This is a genomic window from Streptomyces sp. NPDC006134 (assembly GCF_040628835.1).
In the GTDB taxonomy this organism is placed as follows: Bacteria; Actinomycetota; Actinomycetes; order Streptomycetales; family Streptomycetaceae; genus Streptomyces.
Genome location: NZ_JBEXTV010000006.1, coordinates 1 through 18943, shown reverse-complemented (window position 1 = coordinate 18943; position 18943 = coordinate 1). Strand labels below are relative to the sequence as shown.

Annotated in this window: 14 protein-coding genes, 1 pseudogene and 1 riboswitch; of the genes and pseudogenes, 4 read left to right on the top strand and 11 right to left on the bottom strand. The window is 71.5% G+C overall.

Annotation, left to right across the window (positions count from 1 at the left end):
• The first annotated feature begins 55 nt into the window (after nucleotides 1-55).
• Nucleotides 56-1753, top strand: coding sequence for an NAD(P)/FAD-dependent oxidoreductase (locus ABZ340_RS05595; protein WP_358780453.1), 1698 nt, complete (start codon nucleotides 56-58; stop codon nucleotides 1751-1753).
• Nucleotides 1754-1927: 174 nt separating this feature from the next.
• Here ABZ340_RS05595 and xdhC read toward each other — a convergent pair whose 3' ends face one another.
• From xdhC to ABZ340_RS05580, 3 genes are read right to left on the bottom strand one after another with little or no spacing between them, the layout of a single operon-like run.
• Nucleotides 1928-2737, bottom strand: a complete 810-nt coding sequence (gene xdhC / locus ABZ340_RS05590) for a xanthine dehydrogenase accessory protein XdhC (RefSeq protein WP_358780452.1) — start codon at nucleotides 2735-2737, stop codon at nucleotides 1928-1930.
• Nucleotide 2738: 1 nt separating this feature from the next.
• The gene (gene xdhB / locus ABZ340_RS05585) at nucleotides 2739-5177 is read right to left on the bottom strand and encodes a xanthine dehydrogenase molybdopterin binding subunit (protein ID WP_358780451.1); all 2439 of its coding nucleotides are present in this window, start codon (nucleotides 5175-5177) and stop codon (nucleotides 2739-2741) included.
• Nucleotides 5174-6637, bottom strand: a complete 1464-nt coding sequence (locus ABZ340_RS05580; protein ID WP_358780450.1) for an FAD binding domain-containing protein — start codon at nucleotides 6635-6637, stop codon at nucleotides 5174-5176. Before ABZ340_RS05580 ends, xdhB begins: the two co-directional genes overlap by 4 nt.
• 759 nt (nucleotides 6638-7396) lie before the next feature.
• Here ABZ340_RS05580 and ABZ340_RS05575 point away from each other — a divergent pair.
• A complete protein-coding gene (locus ABZ340_RS05575) occupies nucleotides 7397-8866 on the top strand; it encodes a glycosyltransferase family 39 protein (protein WP_358780449.1) in 1470 nt (489 codons plus the stop codon).
• Nucleotides 8867-9039: 173 nt separating this feature from the next.
• Here ABZ340_RS05575 and ABZ340_RS05570 read toward each other — a convergent pair whose 3' ends face one another.
• Nucleotides 9040-10266 carry an MBL fold metallo-hydrolase gene (locus ABZ340_RS05570; RefSeq protein ID WP_358780448.1) on the bottom strand — a complete coding sequence of 409 codons (1227 nt, stop codon included), beginning with the start codon at nucleotides 10264-10266 and terminating at the stop codon, nucleotides 9040-9042.
• A gap of 253 nt (nucleotides 10267-10519) precedes the next feature.
• On the opposite strand from ABZ340_RS05570, the gene ABZ340_RS05565 reads away from it, so the two are divergent.
• Nucleotides 10520-11134 carry a carboxymuconolactone decarboxylase family protein gene (locus ABZ340_RS05565; RefSeq protein ID WP_358780447.1) on the top strand — a complete coding sequence of 205 codons (615 nt, stop codon included), beginning with the start codon at nucleotides 10520-10522 and terminating at the stop codon, nucleotides 11132-11134.
• Nucleotides 11135-11209: 75 nt separating this feature from the next.
• On the opposite strand, the gene ABZ340_RS05560 is transcribed toward ABZ340_RS05565, so the two are convergent.
• Both ABZ340_RS05560 and ABZ340_RS05555 read right to left on the bottom strand, forming a co-directional pair.
• Nucleotides 11210-11995, bottom strand: coding sequence for an SGNH/GDSL hydrolase family protein (locus ABZ340_RS05560; RefSeq protein ID WP_358780553.1), 786 nt, complete (start codon nucleotides 11993-11995; stop codon nucleotides 11210-11212).
• Between the two features lie 224 nt (nucleotides 11996-12219).
• Nucleotides 12220-13173, bottom strand: coding sequence for a peptidoglycan DD-metalloendopeptidase family protein (locus ABZ340_RS05555; protein WP_358780446.1), 954 nt, complete (start codon nucleotides 13171-13173; stop codon nucleotides 12220-12222).
• Between the two features lie 4 nt (nucleotides 13174-13177).
• A riboswitch (cyclic di-AMP (ydaO/yuaA leader) is annotated at nucleotides 13178-13335 on the bottom strand.
• Nucleotides 13336-13835: 500 nt separating this feature from the next.
• On the opposite strand from ABZ340_RS05555, the gene ABZ340_RS05550 reads away from it, so the two are divergent.
• On the top strand, nucleotides 13836-14633 hold the full coding sequence (locus ABZ340_RS05550; protein WP_358780445.1) for a tyrosine-protein phosphatase: 798 nt from the start codon (nucleotides 13836-13838) through the stop codon (nucleotides 14631-14633).
• Between the two features lie 18 nt (nucleotides 14634-14651).
• Here ABZ340_RS05550 and ABZ340_RS05545 read toward each other — a convergent pair whose 3' ends face one another.
• The 5 genes and pseudogenes from ABZ340_RS05545 to ABZ340_RS05525 form a co-directional block, all read right to left on the bottom strand.
• On the bottom strand, nucleotides 14652-14771 hold the full coding sequence (locus tag ABZ340_RS05545; protein WP_358780444.1) for a DUF6126 family protein: 120 nt from the start codon (nucleotides 14769-14771) through the stop codon (nucleotides 14652-14654).
• Nucleotides 14768-15415: an XRE family transcriptional regulator gene (locus tag ABZ340_RS05540; RefSeq protein ID WP_358780443.1), complete on the bottom strand. Its 648-nt coding sequence runs from the start codon at nucleotides 15413-15415 to the stop codon at nucleotides 14768-14770. The genes ABZ340_RS05545 and ABZ340_RS05540 overlap by 4 nt, the downstream gene beginning before the upstream one ends.
• Before the next feature lie 79 nt (nucleotides 15416-15494).
• Complete coding sequence (locus ABZ340_RS05535) at nucleotides 15495-16880, bottom strand: aspartate aminotransferase family protein (RefSeq protein WP_358780442.1); 1386 nt, start codon at nucleotides 16878-16880, stop codon at nucleotides 15495-15497.
• The gene (dxs, locus tag ABZ340_RS05530; RefSeq protein ID WP_358780441.1) at nucleotides 16881-18785 is read right to left on the bottom strand and encodes a 1-deoxy-D-xylulose-5-phosphate synthase; all 1905 of its coding nucleotides are present in this window, start codon (nucleotides 18783-18785) and stop codon (nucleotides 16881-16883) included.
• A 26-nt stretch (nucleotides 18786-18811) separates the two neighbouring features.
• A pseudogene (locus tag ABZ340_RS05525) lies at nucleotides 18812-18943 on the bottom strand (4-hydroxy-3-methylbut-2-en-1-yl diphosphate synthase); the annotation flags it as partial.

Below are 18943 nucleotides of genomic sequence, written 5' to 3'. Positions count from 1 at the left end.
GACGGACGTGAGAAGGGCATCGGCCATGGCTCCGCGACGGCGGGACAGAGAATCGATGATCATCGTCGGCGGCGGCCTGGGCGGCCTGTCCACCGGCTGCTACGCGCAGATGAACGGCTACCGGACCCGGATCTTCGAGATGCACGAGATCCCCGGCGGCTGCTGCACCGCCTGGGACCGCGGCGACTACACCTTCGACTGCTGCATCAGCTGGCTGCTCGGCAACGGGCCCGGGAACGAGATGCACCAGATCTGGCTCGAACTGGGCGCCCTGCAGGGAAAGGAGATGCGGCACTTCGACGTCTTCAACATCGTGCGCGGCCGCGACGGCAGAGCGGTGTACTTCTACTCCGACCCGGACCGGCTGGAGCGGCACCTGCTGGACCTCTCGCCCCCGGACGCCCGGCTGATCCGCGACTTCTGCGCCGGGCTGCGCCGGTTCCGCAAGTGCCTGGCCGTCTACCCCTTCCTCAAGCCGCTGAGCCTGATGGGACGCTTCGAACGGTGGCGCGCGCTGGCCGCGTTCCTGCCCTACCTCAACGTCATCCGCAAGTCGATGGCGGTGCTGATGACGGACTACTCCGCGAGGTTCAAGGACCCGCTGCTGCGGGAGGCGTTCAACTTCATCCTCTACGAGAAGCACCCCAACTTCCCCGTCCTGCCGTTCTACTTCCAGCTGGCCGCGCACGCCGGCCTGTCCGCGGGCGTGCCCGAGGGCGGCTCCCTGGGGCTGGCGCGGTCGATCGAACAGCGCTACCGGCGCCTGGGCGGGGAGATCACCTACAACGCCAAGGTGGAGGAGGTGCTGGTCGAGGACGACCGTGCGGTCGGGGTGCGGCTCTGCGACGGACGCGAGTTCCGCTCCGACATCGTCGTCTCCGCCTGCGACGGCCCCACCACCGTGATGAAGCTCCTGGGCGGCCGCTACCTCGACGACGGCTACCGGGAGCTGTACACCCGCACGATCGAGCAGCCGGGCATGGTGTTCCCCGGTTACGTCATGCTCTTCCTCGGCCTCGACCGCCCCTTCCCGCAGGGCGAGCCGTGCACCACCTACCTCCTGGACGAGAAGACCGCGTCGCAGCTGACCGGCATCCGGCACCCCAGCATCAACGTGCAGTTCCGCAGCAGGCACTTCCCCGAACTGTCCCCGAAGGACACGACGGTGGTCTACGCGACCTACTTCTCCGACATCGCCCCCTGGCGCTCCCTGAACACGGGACAGCCGGAGCAGCGGACCCGCCGGTACCGGGGGGAGACCGTGCACACCCGCCCCTTGCGGCACGGACGCGAGTACTACCGGGCCAAGCACCAGGTGCGCGACGCCCTGGTGACGTTCCTGGACGAGCGGTTCCCCGGGCTGCGGGAGGCGATCGCGGTCCGCGACCTGGCGACGCCGCTCACCCAGGTCCGCTACACCGGCAACCACGACGGGACCGTCCTGGGCTGGCAGCCCTTCGTGGAGAGCGGCGAGACGATGGAGGAACAGGTCAAGAAGTACGGCCCGGCCCTCCCGGGACTGGAGAACTTCTACCTCTCCGGTATGTGGGCCACCACCGGCGGGCTCATCCGGGCCGCCGCCGCGGGCCGCCAGGTCGTGCAGTTCATCTGCCACGACGACGGCAAGGAGTTCACCGCCTGGGTCGACGACAGCGCGCCGCCGCCGACGCACGTCCTGATCCCCGTCGGCGACGGCTCCCCCGCGGCGCGCCGGGCCGGCGGGCCTCTTCTCCACCGGGCGCCTGCACCGTGACGGGCGGCCGGAACACCATGACAGGCGGCCGGAACGCGGCGAGGCCGGTGAGGGCCGCCCTCGCCGGTCCGGGGCTCCTCGGGAGGAGGGTCCCGGCGGTCACCGCGGCTCCCGGCGGGGTCCGGGCCGGTGCCGGGCGGAGCGCGGGGCGCCTTCGCCGGTCCGGCGGGAGTGTCAGTCCCCCTCCGTCCCGAAGGTGCGCAGCAGATCGGCGGCGACGCTCACGGCGATGGTCGCGGGTTCCTTGCCGGTGATGCCGGCCAGCCCGATCGGGGTCTTGATCCGGTCGATGGCGGCCTCGTCGTGACCGCCCTCGGCGGCCAGGCGGCTGCGGAACCGCGCCCACTTGGCCGCCGACCCGATCAGCCCGATGGAGCCGAGGTGGGGGGTGCGCAAGGCGGCGTCGCACAGCGCGGCGTCCTCGGCGTGATCATGGGTCATGATCAGGACGTGGGTGCCGCGCGGCAGGACCTCCAGCACCTCCTCGGGCAGCAGCGGCGTGTGGTGCACGTGCACCTGCGCCACCGCGTCCGCCAGCACGCCGAGCCGCTCCTCGGCGAGGACGTCGGAGCGGCTGTCGACCAGATGGAGGTCGAGGTCCTGACGTGCCAGGATGCGCGCCAGTTCCAGCCCGACGTGCCCGACGCCGAAGATCGCCACCGCCCGTACCACCGGCAGCGGTTCGAGCAGCACCGAGACCGTGCCGCCGCAGCACTGCACGCCGTGCCGGTTGGTCACCTTGTCGTTCAGGGCGAAGTCGATCAGCTCCGGCTCCGCCTCGGACGCGGCGATCATCTCCCGGGCCCGGTCGATCGCGACGGCCTCGACGTTGCCGCCGCCGATCGACCCCCACGTCCCGGTCCGCCCCACCACGAGTTTCGCGCCGGCGTCGCGCGGGGCGTGGCCGCGCACGGTCGCAACCGTCACCAGCACGCCGGGCTCCCGGCGTGCCCGCAACCGTGCGACCGCGGCGACCCAGGTCATGTCAGGCACCGCTCAGCGCTTCCGCGTCGGTCCGGTTGGTGCCGTCGGCGGGCCCGTTTCCGGCGTGGCTGTCGCCGGCGGCCCCGCCCCGGACGTGACCGTTGCGGGAGGCATCGCCCCGGCGGGCCGCCTGGATCGCCCAGTACACCGCCTCCGGCGTCGCGGGCGAGGCCAGCTCGACACTGATTCCGCTCGGCCCGAACGCGGCGGCGGCCTGCCGCAACGCCTCCCGCACCGAGAACGCCAGCATCAGCGGAGGCTCGCCCACCGCCTTGGACCCGTAGACCGCGCCCTCCTCGGTGGCGTTCTCCAGCAGCGTGACGTGGAACTCCTCGGGCATCTCCGAAAAGCTCGGCAGCTTGTAGGTGCTCGCGGCCTGGGTGAGCAGCCGGCCGCGGTCCGGTCCGTCACCGGTGTCCCAGCGCAGGTCCTCCAGGGTCAGCCAGCCCGCGCCCTGCACGAAGCCGCCCTCGATCTGACCGATGTCGATCATCGGGGACAGGCTGTCGCCGACGTCGTGCACGATGTCCACGCGCCGGATGCGGTACGCGCCGGTGAAGCCGTCCACCTCCACCTCGGCCGCGGCGGCGCCATGGGCGAAGTACTTGAACGGCGAGCCCCTGAACGTCTTCGCGTCCCAGTGCAGGCCCTCGGTCCGGTAGAAACCGGCCGCCGACAGCTGGACCCGCTGGAAGTACGCGGTGCGCACCAGGTCGTCCCAGGCCAGCTCCTTGTCGCTGCCCAGGGCGCGTGCGACGCCGTCGACGATGCGCACGTCCGAGGCGTTCGAGCCGAGCTGGGTGGCGGCCACCCGCAGCAGCCGTTCACGCACCTGCTCGCAGGCGTTCTTCACCGCCGCGCCGTTGAGGTCCGCCCCGGAACTGGCGGCGGTGGCGGAGGTGTTGGGCACCTTGTCGGTGCGCGTCGGGGCGAGGCGCACCTTGTGCAGCGGGATGCCCAGCGTGGTCGCGGCCACCTGGAGCATCTTGGTGTGCAGGCCCTGGCCCATCTCGGTGCCGCCGTGGTTGATCAGGACCGAGCCGTCCTTGTAGACCAGCACCAGCGCGCCGCCCTGGTTGAAGGCGGTGAGGTTGAACGAGATGCCGAACTTGAGGCCGGTGAGAGCCAGTGCCCGCTTGGTGTGCGGGTGCGCGGCGTTGAAGGCGGCGATCTCGCGCCGGCGGTCGGCGATGCCGGCGTCGTCCTTGACCCGCTCCCAGACGGCGGAGATCCGTTCGGGGTGCGTGACCGGCTGCCCGTACGGCGTCGACTGGCCCGGCCGGTAGAAGTTGCGCTCCCGCAGCTCCATCGGGTCCAGGCCGAGCAGCGGCGCGCACCGGCCCATGATGTCCTCGATCACCAGCATGCCCTGCGGTCCGCCGAAGCCGCGGAAGGCGGTGTTGGAGACCTTGTTGGTCTTGGCGATGCGGCCGGTGACGCGGGCGTTGGGAAGGAAGTAGGTGTTGTCGATGTGGCACAGCGCGCGGGCCACCACCGGCTCGGACAGGTCCAGGCTCCAGCCGCCGTCCGCGGTCAGGGTGGCGTCCAGGGCCCGGATGCGGCCGTCGGCGTCGAAGCCGATCTTCCACGCGGCGTGGAATCCGTGCCGCTTGCCGGACATGGTCAGGTCCTGGGTCCGGTTGAGCCGCACGCGGACCGGCCGGCCGGTCAGCTTGGCTCCGAGCGCGGCGACGGCCGCGAACCCGTGCGGCTGCATCTCCTTGCCGCCGAAGCCGCCGCCCATCCGCAGGCACTGCACGGTCACCTCGTGGCTGTGCAGCCCGAGCACGTGCGCGACGATCTCCTGGGTCTCCGAAGGGTGCTGGGTGCTGCTCTGGACGAACACCTGCTCGGCCTCGTCGACATAGGCCAGCGCCGCGTGCGTCTCCAGGTAGAAGTGTTCCTGGTCGGAGAAGTGCAGCTCGCCGGTGAACACGTGCGCGGAGTCGGCGAATCCGGCGTCGACGTCGCCGGTCAGCAGCACGGGCCGGGCACCGTGGAAACTGCCCGCCGCGATCGCCTCCTCCAGCGTGACCAGGGAGGGCAGCTCGTCGAGTTCCACCTCGACGGCCGCCGCGCCGAGCCGGGCCGCCTCCAGGGTCTCGCCGAGCACCCAGGCGACCGCGTGGCCGTGGAACATGACCTCGTCGGGGAAGAGCGGTTCGTCGTGCTTCATCCCCGCGTCGTTGACACCGGGCACGTCGGCGGCGGTCAGCACGCGGACCACGCCGGGCACGGCGAGCGCGGGCTCGGTGCGCAGCGCGGTGATCCTGCCGTGGGCCTTCATGACCTGGACCGGGTAGGCGTGCAGCACGTCCTTGGTGCGGTGGACCAGGTCGTCGGTGTAGAGCGCGGTGCCGGTGACGTGCAGGACGGCGCTCTCGTGCGGCACCGGGACGCCGACGACAGGCTTCTCGGGACGCTCGGACAAGTGGCTCATGACGGCACCGCCTCGGTGGTCTGCGCGTACAGCTTCAGCAGGCTCTGGCCGAGCATCGCGGAGCGGTACTCGGCGCTGGCACGGTGATCGTTCATCGGCGTGCCTTCGTCCCGCAGCACCCGGGCCGCGGCCTCGACCGTCTCCGCCGCCCATGGCTCGCCCTCCAGGGCCGCCTCGGTGGCGAGGGCGCGGATCGGGGTGGCGGCCACGCCGCCCAGGCCGATGCGTGCCTTGCGGACGATCCCGTCCTCGAGATCGAGCGCGAAAGCGACCGCCACACTGGAGATGTCGTCGAAGCGCCGCTTGGCGATCTTGTGGAAGGCCGCGACCGGCGACAGCGGCAGCGGGATGCGCACCGTGCGGATCAGCTCGCCGGGACGGCGCACGCTCTGCCGGTAGCCGGTGAAGTAGTCCGCCAGCGGCACCTCGCGCTCCCCGTCGGCACCGGCGAGCACCACCGACGCCTCCAGCGCGAGCAGCACCGGCGGGCTGTCGCCGATGGGGGAACCGGTACCCAGGTTGCCGCCGAGGGTCGCACTGTTGCGGATGAGCCGGGACGCGAACTGCGGGAACAGCTGCGCCAGCAGCGGGACTTCGCCGTCGAGGCGGCGCTCGATCTCGGTGAGCGTCAGCGCCGCCCCGATCTCGATGAAGCCGGGCCGGACGCGCAGCTCCCGCAGTTCGGGCAGCCGGTCGACGGCGACCACGCAATCCGCCCGGCGGGAGCGGATGTTGACCTCCACGCCCCAGTCGGTGGAGCCGGCGACCACCACCGCGCCGGGCCGCTCGCGCAGCACCTCCAGCGTTTCGGCCAGGGTGCTCTTCCGCAGGAACACGCTGCCGTCCCGGGTGTACTCGGTGGCGACCGGGGCGGGCGGGGCCTGTTCGCGGCGCTGTGCGAGCGGGTCCTCGCCGTCGGGTTCCCTGACGGCGAACGCGGCATCGCGGATCGGGCGGTAACCGGTGCAGCGGCACAGGTTTCCGCTCAGCGCGTGCAGATCGAAACCGTTCGGGCCGTGCTCGGCGCCGGCGCCCTCGGCCGGGTCCGCGTGCGCGCAGCGGTCGGGCCGGTAGTACTCGGCCGCCATGCTGCAGACGAAACCCGGTGTGCAGTAACCGCATTGGGAGCCGCCGCGGAGGGCCATCTCCTCCTGCACCGGGTGCAGGACGGGCGGCCTGCCGGGTTCACCGGCGGTGGCGAGACCTTCCGCGGTGACGACCTCCTGGCCGTCGAGCGCCGCGGCCGGGACGAGGCAGGCGTTGACCGCCACCCAGTCGGTGGGCTTGTTCACCCCGGGGCGGGCCACCAGCACCGAACAGGCGCCGCATTCACCTTCGGCGCAGCCCTCCTTGGTGCCGGTGAGGCCACGCTCGCGCAGGAAATCCAGCACAGTGGTGTGGGGCGCTGCCGGTGAGATGGGTGTTTCTTTCCCGTTGACCGTGATCCGCGCCGCTACCATGCCAGACCTTCATTTCGGTGCGCGATCGGTCGGTTCGTCGTGTTCGCCAATGTCAGGCAGCTTTCTGTGTTCGGACGCGCCACAGGAGAGGAGCGGGCGCACCACGGCACGCGTCAGCGACGTGCCGGGAAAAGGTGAAGGAAAACCTGGAATGTGCCACGAACGGGCACATCAGAACGGCGCGTTCAGCAGCCGTGCGCGATACGACCCGGAATCCAGACCGTGCGGCGGGCAAGGCGGCCGAGATCGGAGCTGGTGTACATCCGCCGGTCGCCTCCTTTCCGCGGTCATGGGTCGACGTCCACCGCAAATTAGTGGCCGGAACCACAGAGGTCAAGAGGCCGGCCTCGGCGAGGTCACTCCCCGGTCGACGTCACCGCTCGCCCGCGAGGCCGAGATCACCTGCCCGTTCCGGCTGCGCCCTCGGCACACCGGCGGCGCCACGGGTACGCGGCCGAGACGGCACACCCGCTTGCCCCGCCTCCCCCAGCGACACCCTTCACCCACTCCCCTGCTCCGCCCACGCACGCGGCGCCGGTTCGGCGGCGCCCCTCACTAAAGGGGAATTACTTATTCCGCCAGAGGCGGCGTTTGACGCAGCCGGAGGCTCCCGTGATCCGCCTCACACGAAGCGTGCGGAGTGAACCTTCCCGGTAAGGTCATGTCCGCGCTGCCGGCCTCTCCGCCACTCGGATTCATGCCGAACACCACACAGTGCGAATGATTGCCTGGAATTGACCGGCCGGGGGCGGACCGACATTGACGAAATCGACGGCTGTCCGTCTTCGGCGCTGCCACTTTCCCGTCTGGCTGATTCCGTTCCTCTGGACCGTCGCGCTCGGCCTGTGGGGGCTGTCGCGGCAGCACAGTGTCTGGCGGGACGAGGCCGCGACCTGGCAGGTCGCCCTCCGGTCCACCGGCGAGATCGTGTGCATGCTGGAGCACGTCGACGCCGTGCATGGTCTCTACTACCTCATCATGCACGGGCTGTTCGAGTGCTTCGGCCCTTCGACCACGGTGTTGCGGCTGCCCTCCGTACTGGCCGTCGCGGTGGGAGCGGCGTGTGTGGCGGCGCTCGGACGGCGGTTGGCCGGGGTGCCGGCGGGCTTGGGCGGAGGCATGGCGTTCGGACTGCTTCCCTCCGTGCAGTTCCACCTCCAGGAAGGCCGTCCGTACGCCCTGGTGGCGGCCGGGGCCGGGCTCTCGACACTGCTGCTCGTGGCGATGCTGCAGGGACGACGGGACCGGTGGACGTACTGGGCCGTCTACGGCTGCACGGTCCTCGTGTGCGGCCTGCTGAACTGGCTCTCGTTGCTGATCCTGCCCGCGCACCTGTCGACTCTGGCGTGGGCACGTGTCGCGCGCGGGACGTGGGCCCGCTGGGCCGTGTCGTCCACGGCCGCGACGACAGGCGCCGCACCACTGGTCCTCTTCAGTCGGACTCAGTCCGGTCAGGTGTCCTGGATACCTCCGCTGACCTGGCACGTGTTGACCGGACCGGCGGTCCTGCTGGCGATCGCCGGGCTCGGGGCCCTCCTGGACCGTCCCCGGGCAGGACGGCTCTCGGCAGCGGCCGTCGGGCTGCCGCTGCTTGCGGTTCCGCAGCTCGGTCTCGTCGGGATCTCCCTGTTCAAGCCACTGTTCGTGGACCGGTACGTCCTGTTCAGCCTGCTGGGCCTGGCCCTGATGACCGGTGTCGTTCTCGGCGCGCTCGTGCGGGCGGTGTCCCGGTGGTCGTGGAGCGCGTCACGGTGGGTCCTTCCCGCCGCGGTCGCCGTCGCGTCGGCCGCTCTGCTGCCGCAGGCGCTGGCGAAACGCTCGCCGCAGAGCCGCGTGGACGACGTCCTGACAGCGGCGGCGCGGGTGGAGCGGCTGAAGGAGCCCGAGGACGCCGTACTCTTCGTCCCGGCGGCACGGCGGGACACCCGGATGGTCTCCCCGCACGCGTTCACGGATCTCCAGGACATCGCCCTGGAGGAGACCCCGGAGCGTTCCGGAACGCTGAAGGGCGTGGAGTGGGACCCGGCACGCATCCGGACGGAGATGCTCGCGCGACAGCGCATCGTTCTCGTCACCGACGCGGCGGAGGTGTCGAAGCCGGTGAGGTCGGCCGGGGACAAGACGAAGATCTCCACGTTGCGGAAGTACTTCACGCCGGTGACCGACGAGCAGGTCCGCGGCCGGAGAGTGACGGTGTACGAGAGGCTCACGCCCGGCCGCCCGTCGTGACCTCTGCCCGGACCGCCCTTCCGGGCCTGCGAGGACACCAGGTGACGTCCCGACGGCCGGCGAGACGGCCCTCGACGAGGTCGCCGTAACCAGAGTGTGAGTGGGTGGCGTTACGAGCTCCGTCCCCGACATGGTCGCGGGGACTTCCGTCACGCGCTCGGACCCGTCCCCGGTCAGCTCTCGCCCACGAGGCCGAGGTCGTCACGGGACGCCACCGGATCGATCTCCGGGACGGGCCACTCGCGGTTCAGCGGCAGGGACACATCCCGCCACCAAGGGCGCGTGGGGAGGGCCCCGGCAGGCTCGAAGGGCTCGCCCGGTACAGGGACGGCGAGCGCCTGACCGACCGCGCCGGCTGCGGCCAGCGTCCACTCCCCGGGTTCGGCCCACGGATGCAACGAGAGGTTGAACGTTCCCCAGTGGATCGGCAGCATGACACCGCTCGGCCGGCCTTGCTGCAGGTCCAGGTGGCTCTGGATCCCTTGCGAGGGGTTCATGTGGATGTCCGGCCACGGGCCGGGCAGCGGCGTACGGCCCGTGTGGTTCTCGGGCCAGTAATCCGAGTAGGCCCCTGTCTGGATCATCGTGGCGTCGAACGGGCCGTGTGCGGCGCCGATGTCCCGGAAGCCGTCGAAGTAACCGGTGTCGCCGCTGTGGTAGACGCGGTGCCGCTCGCCGGCGACGACCCAGGAGGCCCAGAGCGTGTGCTGGGCGTTGCGCAGCCCTCGGCCGCAGAAGTGGCGGGCCGGGGTCGCGGTGAGGGTGAGGCCGCCGATCCGGGTCGACTCGTGCCAGTCCAGTTCGCGCAGCCGGTCCGCGGGCACGCCCCAGTGTTCGAGGTGGGCGCCGACGCCGAGGGGCACGGCGAAGAGGACGTCCGTGCCGGCCAGCGCCTTGATGGTGGGCATGTCCAGATGGTCGTAGTGGTCGTGCGAGATGACGACGACGTCGACCGGGCCGAGCGCGGCCAGGGGCAGCGGCACCGGGTGCAGCCGCCGGGGCCCGGCGAACGCGAAGGGGGAGCAGCGCTCACCCCACACCGGGTCGAACAGCACCCGCTGCCCGTCGATCTCGGCCAGCACGCTCGCATGCCCGAGCCAGGTCAGGCGCAGCCCGGTGGCGGGTGGCCGGGCGAGGTCGGCGAGCGTCGTGGCGTGCACCGGCACCGTGCCCCGGGGGGTGCGGCGCCGCCGCGCGTCCTTGTCGAAGTAGAGCTTCGCGAAGTCCCTGCCCGCTCCGGAAGGGCGGGTCCGGGTGGGACCGCCCGGATTGCGGAAGACGCCGTCGGCGAAGTGCGGTGAGGCGTGAATACGGGCCAGGCGCTCGCCGCCCGGGTCCCTGCCGAAGGCCGCGGGCCGCGGCACACGCGGCCCGGAGCTGGGGAATCGGACGGCGGCCACGGCACCTCCGGACGGAGTGGATGGGGCCCTCATTATGGCCGGTCCTTCCGGCAACGGGCCCGGCCCCCTCCCACGGCAGCCGCCCCCTCCGGCAACGGATTCGAGGACCCTCCCACGGCGACCGCCCCCTCCCCCCTCCCAACAGCCGCCGCACCGCATGTCACATCCACGCCCCCTCCTCCCGTCGTACCGGTGAGGCGCCCGCACGGCGCGCCCGGCTCGGTTCGGAGTCCCGCACACCAGGAGGTGGCCCATGGCCCGCGTATCCCTCACCCCGCCCCGGACGCTGCTCTTCCGCGTCATGGAGTGGTACTCCAGGCGCATGTACGGCAAGGTCATCGATCCCGGCAGGGCGCTCGCCCACAATCCGCGCGTGCTCTGGGGCGACCTGCGGTTCGAGCAGTCCGTGGCGAAGTGGGACAAGCTCGACGCCGACCTGAAGGCACTCGCCGTGATGGCGTCCGCGGCGTCGATCGGCTGCTCGTGGTGCATGGACTTCGGCTTCTGGGAGAACGCCGAGCGCGGCATGGACCCGCGCAAGCTGCGTGACGTGCCGCTGTGGCGGGACAGCGACGCCTATACGCCGCTGGAGCGGGACGTCATGGAGTACGCCGAGGCGATGACGGCGACCCCGCCCGTCGTGACGGACGACCTGGCGGAACGGCTGTGCGCGCGGCTGGGCGAGCCGGCCTTCGTGGAGCTGACGGCCATGGTCGCCGTGGAGAACCTGCGCTCGCGCATCAACGCGGCGCTCGGCCTGACGAGTCAGGGGTTCAAGGACTCCTGCGATCTGCGCGACCCGCACGGCCTGCCGCGGACGGCCGCCGGGCGCCCCGCGGAGGGCACCCGGCGGTCCGGCACCGGCTGAGCGGGTGGAGCGGGCGGGCAGGCAGGAGTGGCGCGGGCACCGCGCAGTACAGGGGCCGGTCCGCCCGCCCCCCCCTCAGGCCACCGCCGCGATCCGCATGCGGATGTCCTCCGGGGAGAGCGTCCCCTTGGGCGTCACGTGGTCGCCCGACGACTGGCCCCGCAGCCGGCGCCCGATCCACGGCACCAGGTACTCGCGGGCCCACTGGACGTCGTCCCGCCGGACGTCGAGGGTGCCGCGCGGCGGCAGCGGCGGCCAGGGCTGTTCGGGGTCCGCGGGCACCGGGAGGCCGAGCACCTGGCCGGCGCGCAGGGCCACGCGCGTGTGCCCCTCGGGCGACAGGTGCAGCCGGTCGGCGTCCCAGGCCCGGCGGTCCTGCACGCTGCGCAGCGACCACAGGTCGAGCACCGGGCAGCCGTACCGGTCGGCGATGGCCCGCACGTGCCCGTTGTAGGTGGCGATCTTGCCGCGCAGGTGTTTGAGCAGGGGCACCCCGCGGGTGTCGAAGCCGGTCGTCACCATCACGGTGCCGGCCGCGGCACTCAGCGCGGCGACCGCCCGCTCGAACCGTTCGGCCACCTCGTCCGGGTCGGTGCCGGGGCGGATGATGTCGTTGCCGCCCGCGCAGAACGAGACCAGATCCGGCGCCAGCTCGACGGCACGGGGCACCTGGTCCGCCACGATCTGGTCGAGCAGTTTGCCGCGCACGGCGAGGTTCGTGTAGGTGAAGTCGCCTTCGGGCCGGCGGTCGGCGAGGAGTACGGCGAACCGGTCGGCCCAGCCGACGAACTTCCCGTCGGGTCCGGGGTCGCCGACGCCCTCGGTGAAGCTGTCCCCCACCGCCACGTACGACCCGATCACTGATCTGCTGTCACTCTTCGAATCGTCTGCCACATCGGCCCATCATTCACCTTGGAATGTGACCTACGCGACCGTAGGAAGGGGTTGACGGACGGTGAGATAAGCCACTCCTAAAGTGTTCGCCAATTCCGGAATACGGCGGCACCGCCGCGAGTGCCGGACAACGCCGAAGGCCGGCCCCGGGGTTCGGGGCCGGCCTTCGGTGTGCGCGAGGGGCGCGGGCGTCAGACGGAGACGCCGTGCGAGCGCAGGTAGGCGATCGGGTCCACGTCGGAGCCGTAGTCCGGCGTGGTGCGGATCTCGAAGTGCAGGTGCGGGCCGGTCACGTTGCCGGTCGCGCCCGACAGGCCGATCTGCTGGCCGGCGGTGACGCTCTGGCCGGCGGAGACGGAGATCGAGGACAGGTGGGCGTACTGGGCGTAGTGGCCGTCGGTGAGCTTGATGACGACCTGGTTGCCGTACGCGCCGCCCCAGCCGGCGGAGACGACGGTGCCCGCGCCCACGGCCTTCAGGGAGGTGCCGGTCGGGACGACGAAGTCCGTGCCGGTGTGGTAGCCGCTGGACCACATGCTGCCCGACTGGTGGTACGGCGTGCCGACGGTGCCGCCCGGTACGGGGGACACGAAACCGCTGGAGGCGGTCGCGGTGCCGGCGGACTGGGCGGTCGCCTCATCGGAGGAGGACTGCTTCGCGGGGGCGTCCGACGACGGCTTCTGCGACGGCGTGGCCGGCTTCGACGGCGCGGCGGCCTTCGCGGAGGAGGCCGCCGAGGAGGAGGACTTGGCGGCGCCCGCCTCGGCCTTGCCGCCGATGACGAGCTTCAGGCCGGGGTGGATGAGCGACGGGTCGGCGCCGACGGCCTCGCGGTTGTCGGCGTAGAGCTTCTTCCAGCCGCCGCTGACGTTCTGCTCGTCGGCGATCTTCGACAGGTAGTCACCGCTCTTCACGGTGTACGTCCGCGCGTCCGAGTTCTTCCCGGCGCTCTTTCCGGCGGCGTTGTCCCGGGCCGCCGGAAGGGACTGAACGGCCTTTTCGGAAACCGGCTGCGCAGGAGCGGCGTGAGCGCCTGCGGCCCCCATGAGCGGGAGGGCGAGCGCCGCGCCACCGGTTCCGGCGAAGGCGATGGTACGGGCGAAAAGCTGGGCCTTGGGCCGGCGATGCTTACCCTTCGCGGGCATGACGAATTCCTCTCCGGCGCCTGCGAGGTGAGCTGTCGGGTGCGGGCTGGAGATGCCCGGCCGCACGGGGGTGCGGCTTTACCCCAAGCCTTTCCGGAGACCGGAACAGGCGGTTGTACCTGTGGGTCCCCCGCTCCTGCCGTGTACGGGTGGTGGGTGAGTGCGGCTCCGGTCGGCGGCAGGATTCGGCGTCCGTCCGGATCGGTGGTGAACGTAAGCGACCAGGACGCACAGGGACAAGCAAGAGATTGCCGGGGCAGGCGTTTCACCTGATCCTTTTCGGGAAAATGACGTCACTCTGCGTCGATTCCGAGAGGGCCGCATGACGCAAAAGCCCTTGAAGAGCGTGCGAATTACGTGAGCATGACGGGCGACGCACGGTCACGGATATGACGCTCCTCACGCGTCGGCCCCTCAGATTCTTTTATTCCGGAGCGAGTTGTAAGGATTGTGGCGATCCGGGCATCTCAAGCAAAATTCTCAATACAGACACAAGCTCCTAATTCCTCCCTTCGTCGGGGGTGGTGCGCCCCGGCGGCAAGGGCGCGCGGGCGCCCCCGTCATGCCTGTGGACAACTCATTGCCCCAGGCAAGGGATGCCGTATCGTCGGGAGGGTGCCCGCCGCACGCAGCGCCGGTGGGACGGACTGGGAGGAGCCCTCGTGACGCAGCAGGTCCCGTCGACCGAACCCGAGCTGACCGGAGTGCGCAACTTCCGCGACGTGGGCGGACTGCCGACGGTGGACGGGCGCCGGGTGCGGTACGGAGTGCTCTTCCGCAGCGGCCACCTCGCGCACGCGACCGAGGACGACGCCGCGTTCCTCTCCTCCCTGGGCCTGCACACGATCTTCGACTTCCGCAACGCGGCCGACCAGAAGCTGGAGGGCCCGGACGTCGCGCTGCCCGGCGTGCGCAACGTGAACCTGCCGCTGTCCGACCCGGCCGACGGCGCCGAGTTCTGGAAGATGGTCCGCGACGGCGGCCTCGACCAGCTGCGCGAGATCCTCGCGGACGGCAAGGGCGCGCAGCGGATGATCGACTCGTACCGCATGATCATCAAGGAGCGCACGGCGGAGCACTCCCGGGTGCTGCACGCGCTCGCCGAGGACAGCGTCCCCGCCCTCATGCACTGCGCGGCCGGCAAGGACCGCGCGGGCCTGTCGGTGGCGGTGACGCTGCTCGCCCTCGGCGTCGAGCGCGAGGCGATCGTGGAGGACTACCTGAAGTCGAACGCCAAGCACCGCCGCTACAAGGTGCGCCGCAGCGGCACGTCGGCCTCCGCCTACTCCCCCGAGGTCATGGACCTGCTCAGCCCGCTGTTCGACGCGCGCGCCGAGTACCTGGCGGCCGCCTTCGACACGATCGAGGAGACGTGGGGCGGCGTGGACGCCTACCTGGCGCAGGGGCTGGAGCTCGCCCCGCAGACCCGGGAGCGGCTGCGCGAGCGCCTGCTCGACTGAGGCCGGCGACGGCCGCCGCTACTTGGCGCCGGCCTCGAACAGCAGGTAGATGAAGGCCGCGAAGACGTGTCCGACGGCGATGTAGACGATGAGCCGTATCCACAGGGCGCGCGGGAACTTCTCTTCCATGTCTCTCATGGCGTTCCTTCGGGGTCCGGGCCCAGGCACAGGGTGGCCGTGGGGCTCTGCAGCAGGGTGTGGACGAACAGCAGCTCGACCCCGTCGGCGTCCTGGGCGGCGATCCGGTGCGGGGTCAGCGAGTCGAAATGGGCACTGTCGCCGGGGCCGAGCCGGTGCGTGGCGTCCCCGAGGCACAGCCGCAGCCGCCCGCCGAGGACGTACAGCCACTCCTCGCCCGGGTGCACGCGCACGATGTCGCCCTGGGAGCCGTGGGGCACGTGGACGCGCAGGGCCTGCATGCCGCGGCCGGGCGCACCGGCCTGCCAGTACGTCCAGCCGCCCGCGGCCGTCGGTTCCATGGCGGCGGCGCGGACCACGGCGTCCCGGTCCGCGACCGTCTCGCCGAGCAGCTCGGAGACGGTTGTGGCGTAGATCCGGGCGAGGGCGAGCAGCATCGGCAGGGAGGGCTGGCGCTGCCCGGTCTCCAGGCGGGACAGATGGGCGGGCGACAGCCCGGCGGCGCGGGCCGCGGCCTCCAGGGTGAGGCCGGCGCGCCGCCGCAGGGCGCGCAACTGCGGCGCGACGGCGGCCACCGGTTCGGCAGGACCGGGCGGCCCGGACGGCCCGGACGGCCTGGTCGGCCCGGACGCGGGGAAGCTCATGCCTCCATTGAGCCGGAGCCTTGCCCAGAAGACAATTTCTTTGCCTGTGAGGCAAGGCGCCGCTCGGGTCCGTCCGGCCTCAGCGGTTCGCCACCGCCTGCTTGACCAGCGTCTTCCCGAAGTCCCACAGCAGACCGCCGCCCTCGTGGGCGTCGTCCATGACCTCGGTGAAGGCGTCGACGAACCGGTCCACCTCCCGCTCACCGATGATCAGCGGCGGAATCAGTTTGATCACCTCCAGGTGGTCGCCGGAGACCTGGGTGAGGATCCGGTGCCGTTGCAGCAGCGGGACGACCACCATCTGCGCGAACAGGCCCTTGCGGGCGGCCTGCAGCATGGTCCAGCGGCTGCGCAGCTTCAGCGACCTGGGCCGGCCGAACTCGATGCCGATCATCAGGCCCCGGCCGCGGACCTCGGCGAGCAGCTCGTACTTGTCCACGAGGGCGGCGAGCCGGGACCTGAGCAGCTCCCCGGTGGCGGCGGCGTTGGCGACGATCCGCTCGTCGTCCATGACGGACAGCACGGCGAGCCCGGCCGCCATGGCCTGCGCGTTGGACCCGAAGCTCGCCGAGTGGACCAGCACCCGGTCCATCGACGAGTAGACCTTCTTGAAGATCCAGTCCTTGCCGAGCGTGGCGCCCACCGGCACATAGCCGCCGGACAGCGCCTTGGCCACGCACACCAGGTCCGGTTCGACGCCGTCCTCGTGCTGGTAGGCGTAGAAGCGGCCGGTGCGGCCCAGGCCCGTCTGCACCTCGTCGGCGATGAGCAGCGCCTTGTGCCGGTGCAGCAGTTCCTGCGCGGCGCGCAGCCAGCCGGGCGGGGCCTCGTACACGCCCTTGCCCTGGACCGGCTCGACGATCAGGGCGGCGACGTCGCCCTTCCTCAGCTCCCTCTCCAGCGCGTCGAGGTCGCCGAGCGGGACGGCCGTGTCGGGCAGCAGCGGGGCGAAGCCGTCACGGAAACCGGACTCGCCGTTGACGGACAGGGAGCCGGTGGTCAGGCCGTGGAAGGCGTGCTCGCAGTACAGCACCCTCGGCTTCCCGGTCGCGTACCGGGCGAACTTCAGCGCGCCCTCGACGGCCTCCGTACCGCTGTTGCCGAAGAACACGCGGTCCAGGTGCGGGCTGTACGACAGCAGCTTCTCGGCCAGCAGTCCGGGCAGCGGCTGGCAGTCGAAGCGGGTGAGGTCGGCGAGGGAGGCGTCGAGGACGTCGTGCAGCGCCTTGCGGACGACGGGGTGGTGGCGGCCCAGGCCCATCACCCCGAACCCGGCGAGCATGTCCAGGTAGTCGTTGCCGTCCGCGTCCCAGAAGTACGCGCCCTGCGCGCGCTCGTAGACCTTGTCGAAGCCGATGGTGTGCAGCATGCGCGGGAGCTGGTGGTTCAGGTACCTCGTGTGCAGCTCGTAGCGCTCGGCCCCGCGCTCGGCCAAAAGCGCGCCGAGGTCGAACTCCGTGGTCATTCAGTTCTCTCCTTGAACGGGCGGGACGGTCCGCTGGTCCTGTGCGGCCAGGCTCGCGCCGATCCGCCCGGCCACCTCGACGGGCGTGAGACCGATGTCGGCGAGCACCTCGGCGCGCTTGGCGTGCGCCAGGAACTGCTCCGGGACGCCGAACCGCCGTACCGGTACGTCGACGTCGGCGTCGCCCAGCGCCAGCGCCACCGCCGAACCGACGCCGGCCGCGCGGCTGTTGTCCTCCACGACGGCGACCAGCCGGTGCCGGGCGGCCAGGGGCGGCAGCGCCGGGTCGACGGGTTTGACCCAGCGCGGGTCGACGACGGTGCACCCGATGCCGCGGGCCTCCAGCAGTCCGGCGGCCTTCAGGCAGACCGGCGCCATCACGCCGACGGCCACGAGCAGCACCTCGGGCCGGTCTGCCGCGTGCAGGACGTCCAGTCCGCCGATCCGGTCCAGCGCGGGGATCTCCGGCCCGGCGGATTCCTTCGGGAAGCGCAGCAGGGTGGGTGCGTCGTCGACGGCGACGGCCTCGCGCAGCTGGGCGCGCAGCTGGCCGGCGTCGCGGGGCGCGGCGATGCGCAGTCCGGGGACGACCTGGAGGACCGACAGGTCCCACATGCCGTTGTGCGAGGGACCGTCGGTGCCGGTGACACCGGCCCGGTCCAGCACGAAGGTCACGCCGCACCGGTGCAGCGCCACGTCCATCAGGAGTTGGTCGAAGGCTCGGTTGAGGAAGGTGGCGTAGACGGCGACGACGGGGTGCAGGCCGCCGGTGGCCAGTCCGGCGGCGGAGACGGCCGCGTGCTGCTCGGCGATGCCGACGTCCCAGACCCGGTCGGGGAACCGCTCGGCGAAGGCGCCCAGGCCCACCGGGTGCAGCATGGCTGCCGTGATCGCCACCACGTCCTCGCGTTCCTCGCCGATCCGCACCATCTCCTCGCCGAACACCGAGGTCCACGACGGCCCGCCGGAGGGGGTGAGCGGCTCGCAGGTGCGCGGGTCCATCACGCCGACGGTGTGGAAGTGGTCCTCCTCGTGGGCGAGGGCGGGTTCGTAGCCGCGGCCCTTCTCGGTCAGGCAGTGGACCAGCACCGGCCCGTGGAAGCGTTTCGCGCACCGCAGTGCCGACTCGACGGCGCCGATGTCGTGGCCGTCGACCGGGCCGACGTACTTCAGGCCCAGGTCCTCGAACAGGCCCTGCGGCGCGAAGGCGTCCTTGAACCCCTTCTTCGCGCCGTGCAGGGCCTCGTAGACGGTGGTGCCGACGACGGGGGTGCGCCGGAGCACGTCCTTGCCCCAGGCCAGCACCTTCTCGTAGCCGTCGGTGGTGCGCAGGGCGGCCAGGTGGTGGGCGAGGCCGCCGACGGTCGGCGCGTAGGAGCGCTCGTTGTCGTTGACGACGATGATCAGCGGCCGGTCCCGGGCCGCGGCGATGTTGTTCAGCGCCTCCCAGGCCATGCCGCCGGTCAGCGCGCCGTCGCCGACGACGGCGACGACGTGGCCGCCCTCCCCCCGCACCCGGCGTGCCTTGGCGAGGCCGTCGGCCCAGCCGAGGGCGGTGGAGGCGTGGCTGTTCTCGACGACGTCGTGCTCGGACTCCTCCCGCGACGGATAGCCGGACAGGCCGCCCTTGCCGCGCAGCTTGGAGAAGTCCTGGCGCCCGGTCAGGAGTTTGTGGACGTAGCTCTGGTGGCCGGTGTCCCACAGGATGCGGTCGACCGGTGAGTCGAAGACCCGGTGCAGGGCGACGGTGAGCTCCACCACCCCCAGGTTGGGTCCGAGGTGACCGCCGGTCCTGGCGACCGCCTGCACCAGGAACGCGCGTATCTCGCCGGACAGTTCACCGAGTTCCGCCTCGGACAGCGCCTTCAGGTCGTGTGGTCCCCGGATGCTCTCCAGGATCGTCACGCTCGGCCCCCTTCGGTCCGTGCCGGTCAGCTCACGGTGACGGCCGGCTCCCCCGGCCCGGCACCGTCCTTCTCCATCTGTTCGGCGATCTTCATGGCCTCCTCGATGAGGGTCTCCACGATCTTGGACTCGGGGACGGTCTTGACGACCTCGCCCTT

What these genes read in the sequence shown, in the direction of transcription:
- xdhC (WP_358780452.1), bottom strand. Translation starts at nt 2,737, where the DNA reads ATGACCTGGGTCGCCGCGGTCGCACGGTTGCGGGCACGCCGGGAGCCC.
- ABZ340_RS05565 (WP_358780447.1), top strand. Translation starts at nt 10,520, where the DNA reads ATGGCCCGCGTATCCCTCACCCCGCCCCGGACGCTGCTCTTCCGCGTC.
- xdhB (WP_358780451.1), bottom strand. Translation starts at nt 5,177, where the DNA reads ATGAGCCACTTGTCCGAGCGTCCCGAGAAGCCTGTCGTCGGCGTCCCG.
- ABZ340_RS05540 (WP_358780443.1), bottom strand. Translation starts at nt 15,415, where the DNA reads ATGAGCTTCCCCGCGTCCGGGCCGACCAGGCCGTCCGGGCCGTCCGGG.
- ABZ340_RS05555 (WP_358780446.1), bottom strand. Translation starts at nt 13,173, where the DNA reads ATGCCCGCGAAGGGTAAGCATCGCCGGCCCAAGGCCCAGCTTTTCGCC.
- ABZ340_RS05595 (WP_358780453.1), top strand. Translation starts at nt 56, where the DNA reads ATGATCATCGTCGGCGGCGGCCTGGGCGGCCTGTCCACCGGCTGCTAC.
- ABZ340_RS05535 (WP_358780442.1), bottom strand. Translation starts at nt 16,880, where the DNA reads ATGACCACGGAGTTCGACCTCGGCGCGCTTTTGGCCGAGCGCGGGGCC.
- ABZ340_RS05545 (WP_358780444.1), bottom strand. Translation starts at nt 14,771, where the DNA reads ATGAGAGACATGGAAGAGAAGTTCCCGCGCGCCCTGTGGATACGGCTC.
- ABZ340_RS05580 (WP_358780450.1), bottom strand. Translation starts at nt 6,637, where the DNA reads ATGGTAGCGGCGCGGATCACGGTCAACGGGAAAGAAACACCCATCTCA.